At 61.5% G+C, this 11,365-nt stretch carries 7 protein-coding genes and 2 pseudogenes; 5 read left to right on the top strand and 4 right to left on the bottom strand.

Features of this window, described 5'->3' with window-relative positions:
- Both LQV16_RS14065 and LQV16_RS14060 read left to right on the top strand, forming a co-directional pair.
- A partial coding sequence (locus LQV16_RS14065; protein WP_229994532.1) for a DUF3090 family protein occupies nt 1-359 on the top strand: 359 nt, incomplete at its 5' end.
- Nucleotides 359-493, top strand: a pseudogene (locus LQV16_RS14060) (phosphatidylinositol kinase); the annotation flags it as partial. The gene LQV16_RS14065 and the pseudogene LQV16_RS14060, both read left to right, overlap by 1 nt.
- A gap of 242 nt (nt 494-735) precedes the next feature.
- On the opposite strand, the gene LQV16_RS14055 reads toward LQV16_RS14060, so the two are convergent.
- On the bottom strand, nt 736-2,607 hold the full coding sequence (locus LQV16_RS14055; protein WP_229994531.1) for a glycoside hydrolase family 15 protein: 1,872 nt from the start codon (nt 2,605-2,607) through the stop codon (nt 736-738).
- A gap of 330 nt (nt 2,608-2,937) precedes the next feature.
- Here LQV16_RS14055 and LQV16_RS14050 point away from each other — a divergent pair, with 330 nt between their 5' ends.
- On the top strand, nt 2,938-3,375 hold the full coding sequence (locus LQV16_RS14050; protein ID WP_229994530.1) for a hypothetical protein: 438 nt from the start codon (nt 2,938-2,940) through the stop codon (nt 3,373-3,375).
- 1,284 nt (nt 3,376-4,659) lie between these two features.
- Here the strand turns inward: LQV16_RS14050 and LQV16_RS14045 are convergent.
- Nucleotides 4,660-5,802 (bottom strand): annotated as a pseudogene (locus LQV16_RS14045) (IS3 family transposase).
- A 169-nt stretch (nt 5,803-5,971) separates the two neighbouring features.
- Here LQV16_RS14045 and LQV16_RS14040 point away from each other — a divergent pair.
- Together LQV16_RS14040 and LQV16_RS14035 are read left to right on the top strand one after the other, a co-directional pair.
- Nucleotides 5,972-7,837 carry a glycoside hydrolase family 15 protein gene (locus LQV16_RS14040; protein ID WP_356815773.1) on the top strand — a complete coding sequence of 622 codons (1,866 nt, stop codon included), beginning with the start codon at nt 5,972-5,974 and terminating at the stop codon, nt 7,835-7,837.
- 825 nt (nt 7,838-8,662) lie between these two features.
- Nucleotides 8,663-8,884 (top strand): hypothetical protein, encoded by a 222-nt coding sequence (locus LQV16_RS14035; protein WP_229994526.1) that lies wholly within the window; start codon nt 8,663-8,665, stop codon nt 8,882-8,884.
- Nucleotides 8,885-8,922: 38 nt separating this feature from the next.
- Here the strand turns inward: LQV16_RS14035 and LQV16_RS14030 are convergent, their stop codons facing one another.
- Both LQV16_RS14030 and LQV16_RS14025 read right to left on the bottom strand, forming a co-directional pair.
- A complete protein-coding gene (locus tag LQV16_RS14030; protein WP_229994525.1) occupies nt 8,923-9,600 on the bottom strand; it encodes a response regulator transcription factor in 678 nt (225 codons plus the stop codon).
- Nucleotides 9,597-11,234, bottom strand: a complete 1,638-nt coding sequence (locus LQV16_RS14025; RefSeq protein ID WP_229994523.1) for a histidine kinase — start codon at nt 11,232-11,234, stop codon at nt 9,597-9,599. Before LQV16_RS14025 ends, LQV16_RS14030 begins: the two co-directional genes overlap by 4 nt.
- Nucleotides 11,235-11,365 lie beyond the last annotated feature (131 nt).

The raw sequence follows: 11,365 nt of genomic DNA, 5'->3' as shown, positions 1-11,365 counted from the left end.
GCAACCCCTTCAGCGTTCCCACGAGTACTCCCATTGAACTTGTCGACAATGACCAGCTCGAGGCCGTTCAGGAGCAGTTTCGCACCGGCGCCATGAGCTTAGGTTGGGACCCAACCACGGCCCAGGTCGTAATAGAGGCCCACCCCATCACCGATGTCGATGCTGATGACAACGACGAATCGCTTGATGAGGACGGCGCTAACGCGCCCGAAATGCTGCTGGTGCGAATGCCGGTCGGCACCGCCCGCGCATTCGCCAAGCGCACCCGTGAGATCGTGGGCGCCGGGCGTCCGACGTGCTCGCTCTGCGGTTACCCCGTAGACGCCGACGGGCACATCTGCACCCTTCCCGAGGTCTGATGCCAGCGCCGGACCTAGTGACCGCCGAGCTGACGCTCACCGGCCGCATCACGACGGCTTCAAACGCTACATTTCTGGGCAGCATCGGCGACGTGGTGGTCGTCTATAAGCCGATAGCAGGCGCCGTTCCCATCGTCTCGGCGACCGCCGTACCGGCGCTGCTGTTGGGCGCGGCCAGGCTGGGCTGGCTGGACGCTGAGCAGGCTCTGCTGCTTGCGATGGCCGTCATCATCTTGCGGCTGGCCTCACTCGGCTGGGTGGTGGGTCATCTGCGGCAGCAACGTGCCTCAATCCGCACTTTCCTCTCCGGTATGCTGCTGGCCCTCGCCGGCATAGCTGCCGCCACCCTGAAATGGTGGCTGACGCACTGAGGAACTTATCCCGCTACTCTCCGCACCCGCCCCGGGCGGCCCTTCTGTTCCGCGGCGTCCAGGCAGCCGTTCAGAGTCATTGCGGCATCGATGAGGGCGAGGTGCGTAATGGCCTGCGGGAAATTTCCCAGCTGCTCACCGGTGGCCGCGATCTCTTCGGCGTACAGGCCGAGGTGGTTGGCATAGGTCAGCATCGTCTCGAAAATAAGGCGTGCGTCCTCAATGCGGCCCGCTCGCGCCAGGGCGTCCACGTAGAGGAAACTGCACATGGAGAACGTCCCTTCGTGGCCGCCGAGCCCGTCGGGAGACGCGCTCGGGTCGTAGCGGAAGACCAGGCTGTCAGACACCAGTTCGGTGTGCATCGCGCGGAGGGTTGACTGCCACATGGGATCCTCCGGGGCCACGAAGCCGACCTGAGGCATCTTTAACAGGGAGGCGTCGAGTACCGTATCGCCGTAATGCTGCACGAAGGCTTCACGTTCGGCGCTCCAGCCCTTGTCCATAATCTGGTTGTAGATCGCGTCCCGCTCGGCCATCCATCGCGATAGGGGCGCCGGCCGGCCATGCGCCGTCGCGAGTCGGATGGCGCGGTCGAACGCGACCCAGCACATCAATCTCCCGTACGTGAAGTCCTTGCGACCGCCCCGGGTCTCCCAGATTCCCTCGTCCGGCCGGTCCCAGTTGTCGGCGAGCCACTCCAGCACGTCGCAAATGGCGAGCCATCCGGGCTGGCCGATCCTGACGCCGAAGCGGTCGATGTAGTGGATGGCGTCGAGCGCTTCGCCGTAGATGTCCAGCTGAAGCTGTCCGGCAGCTCCGTTCCCGATCCGCACCGGGTATGAGCCGCGGTAGCCCTCCCAGCCGGCCAAGACCTCCTCGTCGAGTTCGCGGCTGCCGTCCACTCGGTACATGATGTTTAGCGGGCCGGTGCCGCTGTCCAGCGGTTCGGCAACCCGGTCGCCGAGCCACCGTCTGAAGGCGATGGCCTCCTCCACGAAACCCATCCGAACCAGCGTGTGCACAGAAAAGGATGCGTCCCGCACCCAGGTGAAGCGGTAGTCCCAGTTGCGTTCCCCTCCGATCTCTTCCGGCAGGCCGGCGGTGGGAGCGGCCACCAGGGCCCCGGTCGGCGCATAGGTCAGCAGCTTCAGTGTGATGGCGGACCGCTCCAGCACCTCCCGCCAGCGGCCGGTGTACGTGGATTGGCTGAGCCAGTTCTGCCAGAAGTGCGCGGTGGCGTCTGCCAGCCGCTGGGCCTCTGCGGGACGTATCTTCCGCGGCTCAGCATCCGGAGCCGTGTCCAGAACGACGCCGCGCACCTGGCCTTCCTCCAGACTCAGCGAAAGGTGCAGGTCGCCGTCGACTGTGGCGTCATAGCTGTCGGGAGTTTCGTCCCCCTCCTCGCCGATGCGGCTGAGGGCCAGCCGGGCCTCCCCGGCATCGAAGAGGGCGCCGTCGCCGCCGACGCTGAGCCGGTGAGTCCGCCGGCCGTAGTCGAACCGGGGGGCCACCTCGATGTCGAAAGAAATCCGTCCCCGCGCGCATCGCACCATCCGGATCAGGCGATGCTCTTCGCTGGGCGACGTGCCGGTCTTGGGCATGAAGTCGACCAGTTCGCCGACCCCTCCCTTGGTCAGGAATCGCGTGATGAGGATCGCCGTGTCAGGAAGGTAGAGCTGCTTCGTGGCGAACGCTTCGGCGACAGGCCGGGTGCTGAAGTGACCGCCGCGGGCATGGTCAAGCAGCGACGCGAAGATGCTGGGTGAGTCGAAGCGTGGACTGCAAAACCAGTCCAGGGTGCCGTCGGTGGCGACCAGCGCCGCCGTCTGCAGGTCACCGATGAGACCATGGTCGGCGATCAATGGATACTCGTTCATGACGATCTACTCCTCGGGAACCGAAGGATGGCGGACCGCGGCATGGACGTCAGCTACTTCATTGCGCAGGGCGTCGACTGCCCACGTCAGCCACATGATAGGCGCAGGTTCGCGGCTTCTACAAGGAGCCGACGAAACCCGCGAGCACTGGACCGCTGCCGCCTCCCGGGAATCAGCGGAGCCTACCTCTGGCCTTGCGGCATGCTGGTGCTTCCCCGTCGCGGAGCGGGTCGAGAAGCCCCTGCACGGCCGTCGCGAACATGGCGCTCCGGCATCCGGGCATCGCTCTGGCCATTACCGCTGGCCCCGAATTTTGCGGCGGCGTCCCGCGTGTGGCTTGGACATGCCCATCGCCGCCCGACGTGCGGCGCCGGCAAAGGCCAGCCCTGCTTCCGGGTCGTCTCCGGCAACGTGAAGGAACTGCGCCGGCTGCACCGTTCCCCGGCTCCGGTGAAGAAGCCGAGCACCCGGGCCAGGCACGCCCGCCAGGCGCACAAGGACGCACAGGACCTGGGTACGATCATTCCCGTCCACCCGACCCGGCTCCGAGTGGACCGGTCCCCGCGCCTCGCCGCCGGCCAGGTCTACGCGACGCACACCGGAAAGCTCTACCACCCGGTCTGGTGCATCGTCGTCGCCACCAAATGGGACACCGACCCGGACGGGCTCGTGCTCATCGCCGAAAAGTGGTATCTAACAGCGGTATGGCGAAGCCGATCGCGAAACCGCTGGAGACTGCGAAGAATCCTTTGTCCGGATCCGAATTGAACATCGCGAGTGTCGAAACTACCAAGCCGATGAAATAGATAAACAAGCGAGCCACGCTATGACTCCCTAACCGCAGTTGTTGGCGAGCTGCTGAGCCGATTCGAGTAGGCAGAGCTGTCGCCGCCATTCAGGAATCTACGGTTGACGTGGCTTGAGTGGAGAGCTCGAATATGCCAGTTGTGTTGACGTTGCTCGACCTCGATCTCGGTCAGCTGGACGCTGAACTCATGCGCTAGCATGCTATTGCGCGCACCCAGCGTTTCACACCCTTCCATCGATGGTGCCCGTCTCTTCGTCTTCAAAATACAACCTAAATACGGGTAGCCGGGAGAGGGCGCTGGATGGGCCAGGCTCGGGCTGAGCGCTTCCCCGTGGCCAAGGCAGAAACGATGCTTTGTGGAACTAGCCATGACCGAGGCCTGGATTACGTTCACGACTCACCCTCGCACTCAGACTCACGAGGACAACTACCTCTTCGAAGGACCAGCAGCGCTGGCGACGTCCTGCCCAGCTCCCTGTTCGACGATGAAGGCAGGAACTATCGCCGCGCGACCCGCCCCCGGCCAGGTCCATGCATCCACTCCGTCTTTGCGTTGACGGCGATACAGGACTGTCTCGGTCTTGTCGTCCTCCAAACGGGATCCCAGATAATTCAGAACGGGAACAGGAGCTATCGCGATGGGGCTCAGCAGCGATAGGCGCCGAAGACACCTCGGCCTTAGTTGCGAGTCCCGCAACTAAGACCGAGCATCTGTATCGCCAATTACCCAGGCTTCGCCAAGTACGCTGAGCCGTTTCGCCGACCAGCCGGGCAACCGCCAAGTAGCCTCCGGCCTAAACATTGACGGCCTAAGGACCAATGGACCAACTACGTTGGCCAGGGACCTACTAGGTTGTCAAAAGGACCAAGTTGGCTGGCAATCAGCAGCTAATTGGAAGACTTCCAACTAGGCGATGCGTTTCTTCCAAATAGGGTGCCGATCTAGCAATTAGGTCGACATCTCTCATCGCCAACTAAATCGGTCTTCGCCAAACGTCCAGTCCCATTTCGCCAACTAGTATTCAAACCGCCAAGTAGCCTCCGACCTCACACCGACGATGTGAGATGTAGATCATTTTGAAAGAACTTCCAACAAGGACTTGACGGGATCCCGCGGGGCACTTATCTGTGAACTGGGTCATCCCAGCCGGTCTAATTGGAAGTTTGGGCGCCGGTTCCCTTAGTTCTTGCCGGATCGGCCAGGGGCAGTTCGGGTCTGCCCCGGCTTTTGTTGACTCGGGGTTTTAGTCCGTTGTGAACGCGGTCCGGTTGATTGTTTCATATTCGATGGGCGTGAGTTTTCCCAGCCGTCGTTGCCGTCGCCGGCGGTGTAGGTCCTTTCGATCCAGTCGTGATGGCGAGGCGCAGTTCCTGTCTGGTGAGCCACCGCTGACGGTCCAGGACGTTTTCTGCAGCTGCGAGAAGAACGATTCCATCGCGGCGTTATCCGCACACGCGCCGACCCTGCCCATCGATCCTGTCGGGTCCATCACTGTGCGAGTCAAGAACCCCCGGGAATACCGGTAGGGACAGGCTCACTGTCCGAGTGCACGACGCTCCTTCCTGGACGGTGAGCCCGCACCGCGTTCTCCAGCGCGGCAACGGCCAGCGAGGACTTCATCCGCGAGTCCATCGAGTACCCGACGATCCTCCCGGAATACACGTCCTTCACCGCGCAGAGGTAGAGCTTCCCTTCGGCAGTGGGGTGCTCCGTGATGTCGGTCAACCACGGCTCGTTCGGTGCCGTGGCGGTGAAGTCCCGCTCCACCAGGTCATCGTGTTCCGGTGGCCCCGGCTCCGGTTCAGGCCCCGCTTCTTGGAGCACACCGACCAGATGCCGTGGCCCCTGCACAAGCGCTGGACCCTGTTCTCACCCGCAGTGACACCCTTCTCGGGGAGTTCATCGGCGATAAACCGGTACCCGAACGCCGGATCATCGGCATGGATGCCCAGCGCGGCATTGACCAAGTGCGCATCGGCCCAGTCCCTGTCTGTCACCGGACTGGCTCTCCACGGGTCAAAGCCTTGCTTGTTGAATTCCAACACCCTGCAGGTCACCGCCACGGGGACACCGTCGGCGGCAAGATCCGTGACCAGCGGGTAGATCATTTTGGGTTGATGTCCCTGGCAAGATAGGCGCCAGCCCGGCGCAGAATCTCATTCTCCTGCTCCAACAACCGGTTCCACTTCTTCAGTTCCCGCATCTCGGCCGACTCCGACGATGCCGGGCCGGCCCCGGATTCCTTACGCTCGGCGATGGCGATCCAGCGCTTCAGCGTAGTGACCGAGAGCCCGAAATCCTTCGCGATGTGCGCCAACGGCGCCTCGCCCTTGCGGGCCACATCAATAACATCCTGGCGGAACTCCGCCCTATAAGGCGTGGGCATGGTCAACATCTTTCCACGAGCACAAGCTCGCTAGGTCAAGGAGTCAACAAAACCGGGGGCAGTCCCGATGCGCCAGCAGGGCAAGCACGGCGCGCACGTGTCGAAGAACGTCGCCTTAGCGCGGCGGTAATAAAGATTCGTCACCGCGACTTAAATACTCGGGTCAGGAATGTGCCTCCGGCGCACCGTTGGTTGTGATTATGTTAGGAACATGACCCCACGGATCGAGGAATACGGTTTTATTTCCGACCTTCGCACTGGCGCGCTAATCTCACGAGAGGGCAGTATCGACTGGCTCTGCCTACCGCGGTTCGACTCTGAATCTGTTTTCGGAGCCTTAATTGGGACCACGGATCACGGCCGGTGGCTACTCGCCCCAGCTCATGAGGATAAACAGGTCACTGGTCGCGCCCAGTGCGTCCGCCGGTACTTGCCCTCCACTTTCATAATGGAGACGTGTTGGCGAACCGCGACCGGTGAAATCTTGGTCACCGAATACATGCCAATCGGTGGAAGAGGCAATGCACTGATCCGCAGGGTGCAGGGCTTACATGGGCACGTCCTGATGCGCCAAGAACTGGTGCTGCGGTTCGGCTACGGAAAGATCGTGCCGTGGGTTCATCGGATCCACGACGACGATGGGGAGGCGCTGCTTGCCATCGCCGGACCGCAAGCTGTGATGCTTAGAGCGGATGCGTTGCCCCTAGCTGGACCTGATTATTCGCACGTGGGTGAGTTCACCATCGAAGCCGGTCAGACACTCGATCTGCAATTACAGGCATTCTCATCCCACGATATGCCTCCGCCAGCGATCGACGTCGGCCGGGCGCTGCAAACGACTGCCACCTACTGGAGGAGCTGGTCGAGCAACTACATCCCACAAGGAACCTACGACAGGGAAGTAGAACGCTCACTGCTCGTCTTGCGCGCACTAACGCATGACAGGACCGGGGGAATTGTGGCCGCCCTGACCACCTCACTGCCAGAACATTTCGGCGGTAAACGCAACTGGGATTACCGCTACTGCTGGCTGCGTGATGCCGCCCTCACGCTGGATGCCATGATGACCCATGGTTTCCACCAGGAGGCACTGCAGTGGCGGAACTGGCTGCTCAGGGCTATCGCCGGCGACCCCCACGATATTCAAATCATGTATGGAGTTTCTGGTGAGCGTGACCTGCCCGAGCGGATTTTGGCCCACTTGCCGGGCTACGAAGGCTCCGCCCCAGTTCGGGTCGGCAACGGGGCTGTCCACCAATATCAAGGTGATGTTGTGGGTGAAGTCATGGTTGCCTTGGCAAGGCTCCGCAACCAAGGCGTGCATGAGGATCATTTTTCCTGGCCCCTCCAGCGAAAAATGCTTCTCTTTGTAGAGGACAACATCAAACGCAAGGATCACGGCATCTGGGAGATGAGGGGTGAGAAAAGGGACTTCACCCATTCCCGCGTCATGATGTGGGCCGCAATGGATTGCGGAGTAAGGGCTGTACAGGAACACGGGCTCGACGGCCCGGTGGAGCGATGGGTGGAGATCAGGGACGGACTCCGTGCCGAAATCTTGGAGCAGGGTTTCAACAGTGAAATCAACTCCTTTACCCAGACGTATGGGGGCACCGAGGTCGACGCGTCCCTGCTCGTTCTGCCACAAGTAGGCTTTCTGGCCTATAACGACGACAGAATTTTGGGAACGGTGTCTCGCTTGGAACGCGATCTGCTCGACGGGACCGGCTTGCTGATTCGCTACCGGACGGAAACTTGCCTGGACGGTCTTGAACCCGGAGAGCATCCGTTCCTTGCGTGCTCTTTCTGGCTCGTAGAGCAGTACGCCCGCAGCGGCCGGGTTCCCGAAGCAAAGACGCTAATGGACAGGCTCATCGGCTATGGAAATGACCTGGGACTACTAAGCGAGGAATACGACACAAACGGCAACCGCATGGCCGGAAATTATCCGCAGGCTTTCTCACACCTGACCCTTATAAGAGCTGCAGACGCTCTTGTCGGCGCGGCCCGTGATACCGCTACGACGACGGGCTAGGCACTCCACGTTGGCCCAGCGCGCGCCGGGGCTTCCTACCGCGATGCTCACGTAATCCCGCACGAGCGATGGCCCGGCATGACTACGCACCCTCCTCGCCGTCGAGCGGGCCGTCGTCCTTGGTCTCCTCGCCTTGGGAGATAACGAATGCGTGCGACGGACCCTGCAGTCGCCCTACCGCGGAAAGTTGTGGAGCTGCTGCACGCTGGCCCGCCTACATCCGCTGACTGATTCCATGCAGCGCCCGCAGGTGCGAGTATGCTGCGCGAGTCTGGCGGTGCGCTCAGAGTTGGTGCCGTGCACAGGTGAACTGCTTGATGGCCAGCATCGTTTTCATCGCTCACCGGTCAATTTGTAGCCGCCCGATTACCGCGCCGCTCAGGTCAAAGCCTTGGTGGAGACAACCTGTGAGTGCGGGTCGCGTTTGCCTTCGGCCCCACGCGTAGACCTCATGGCTCATTTGGCAGAGGGGCCGGCGACGCCGGAGACAGAGCTGCGCTGTCCGTTCCGCGAGAAAGCGTGCTGGCACGGATCCTGACCCCACAAGCCGGAAGGCACTATGGACCTAGCCAGATGGCACGGATCAACCGACGAGTTCCGTTGCCTAGCCTCAGCAATCCGAAGGAGTACGTCATGTTGTCCATACCTGAATCGATAAGCACGATCCACCAGGGACAACGCACGGGTGACGAGGACTCGAGCCGACTCTTGGATCATCGCTGGACCAAAACACAGCTGCAGGCCACGGTCGAGATGGACAGGAAGGTCCAGAGGCATCCGCAGCACATGCTCGCACGGATGGCCCTAGCAAATTATGGGAATTCCTTGGACCTAGAACGCATTAGGACCGGCGTAGCGCGGTCGCTCGGAAGCGCTGCGGGCACGCATTACATCGTCGCCGCGCTACACCTGGCACATCTGGCGCTCACCTTCCCGCACGCACTGTCCGCCGCCCAGCGGGCCCTCCTCCTGGCCCCTCTGGAGGCAGCCGAAATTGCCGGGGCAGCAGCCGATAGCGTTTCGATGGACGGGACGATCGCTGCCTAGTAATTCCGTCCTCCCGTCGGAAGCGTGCCCACGGCCACTTATGCGGTACCTCGGCTCTGTCCGACTCCTCGAAGGTACGTGAGGACGGCAAGCACACGTCTGTGGTCCTCGGGCTCGGGCCTCAACTCGAGCTTAAGGAAAATACTCCGAATATGGGCCTCTACGGTCCGCTCACCCAAGAAGAGCGACTTCCCTATTGCCTGGTTGGTGCGCCCTTCGGCCATTAACTCAAGGACGCTCTTCTCCCGGCTCGTAAGGTCATCGCCTCGATCGTGACCTTTGTGTGGACGGGTCACCAGTCGTGTAACAAGCTCCGGATCGATGGCCGTTCCCCCCGCAGCTACGCGATGCAGGGCGTCAATGAATTCGTCAACATCGGACACCCGCTCTTTAAGCAGGTAGCCCAAGCCTTTGGCCCCATTCTTCAATAGGGACATCGCGTTTTCCGTTTCCACGTACTGGGACAGGAGGAGTACGCCTATCTCGGGGTGTCTGCTTTTTATTGTTTCGGCGGCCTGGATGCCTTCAATGGTGTAACTGGGGGGCATCCGGATGTCCACCACAGCTACGTCGGCCCCGTGTTTGTCAATCACTTCCAGCAGATGCGGGCCATCGGCAGCCTCACCTACGACTTCTAGACCTTCGGACTGCAACAGGGCGGACAATCCCCGGCGCAGTAATGCCGAGTCTTCAGCGATGGCAACACGCAGTGTCATGGCAGGTCGCCTTCCGGGTCCGTAGAGAAGGGAAGAACGGCAAGTATCGTCGTCCCTCTGCCTTCAGGACTGTCGATGGACAATAAGCCTCCCAGTGCCGCTGCCCGGTCCGCAATCCCCAGCAACCCGCCGTCGAGTCCCGGCCGCGCACCACCGATTCCGTTGTCCACGATCTCCATTCGCAACTCCTTTTCGTTTCCGTCGATGCAGATTCGCACCCAGGCCGCCTTGGCATACTTCGTAGCATTGGTGACGGCTTCTGCGCAGATGAAGTAGGCAGCCAGCTCCACGTGAGCCGGAAGCCTATGGTCCGTCCTGAGGTCCAGCTCCATGGGCAGTGATGATCGCTCCGCTAACGCGGTCAGGGAGCCCACCAAACCTCTCTCCCGAAGCGAGGGGGGATACACGCCCCTCGCCAATTCGCGCAACTCGTCAAGTGCATCCAAAAGCTCGGCCCTTGCCTGCCCGACTAGGCTTTGTACCTCCTGCGAATCCGTCATCCGCTGGGCCCGCGCCAGCTCCATCGACACGGCAACCAGACGTTGCTGAGCTCCGTCGTGAAGATCCCGTTCAAGCTGGCGACGCCGGGAGTCGCCAGCCGTTACGATTCGCTCCCTGGAGCGACGGACCTCAATGAGTTGGTCCCGGAGCTGTTGTTCCATCTGCTGGTTTTCCAACGCCAGCGACGTTGCGCTGCGCACGGCGGCAAGCAACTGCGGCTGGTCCTGGAGGGTTTCGTCAAAAACCAGGGCCCCTATTGGTGTTCCGTGGCGTTCCAAGACCATGGAGGCGCGTCCGGTTGAACCATCCGGCAACGCCTGGGGAACTCCCTTGCTGTCAACAAAGGACGCCTGATCGGGGAACCAACGCAGCAAAGTGAGGGTGGGGTCATGGACTGATCGCCGAAGCGCGCCGATTAGTCTGTCGCTAACCGGGGCTGAGCCCACTTCCACCATGAGATCACCCAATGTGCCACGCGCGAAACGGTAGCGCCACAGACCAAACAATACTGCCAGCGGCACAATTGCGGTCGCCGGATATTGCCAGAGCAACGCTTCCGAGGACAGAGATCCAGACAGTTGGATCACCGCGAGGGACACCCACACGGTGGCCGCTGTTTTTACGATTACGGCAAGCCATAGCGGCAGGAATGCCGACCGGTAGGCCTTTGTCCCTGCGCGCCAACGGGCGATCAGGACCGTTACGATCGCGACTCCCACCGAGATCTGAAATATGCGGATTGCGTTCCCGAGGGTGGTCATGAGAGACGGGCTGTCCCAGAGAAGCAACAGATTGCGGGACGTGGACTCCCCTGCCGTGACATGGAGGCGTGGATCAAAGAAGGCCCAGCCTGCTACGGGGGCAAACAGCCAAAAAATGTAGAAGAACGCTACGGCAGTTTTTTCAGCTCGGCCGCGCAGCGTTCCTGACGGAAAGCTGAGCGCCAACTGCAGCAAAGGAGGCTGATACATCAGCGTAAGAGTTACACCGAGCGTAAACGCCACCGGGTCGCTGGAACGGCGAATCCCGGACGCCAGCCAAAGCCAACCCGCCACAATCAACAACAGCCCCGGATTCCGGGAAGGCCGGCTCCGCCACGCCGTCACACCAGCCAGAACGAATGCTAAGCCCACGCCCAAGAACAGTGTGAGTTCAAAAACTGTAAACGGAATCCGGTTCGGATTCTCCCCCCACCGGAGTACCCCTTGGGCATTCAAACTTAAGGTTCGAGCAGGGTCCTGTAGGGCTGTGGGTGACCAATCGA

The organism is Arthrobacter sp. Bi26 (assembly GCF_918697925.1).
Taxonomy (GTDB): Bacteria; Actinomycetota; Actinomycetes; order Actinomycetales; family Micrococcaceae; genus Arthrobacter.
Note: the sequence above shows the minus strand (reverse complement) of the source record. Positions and strands in the feature narration are given on the sequence as shown.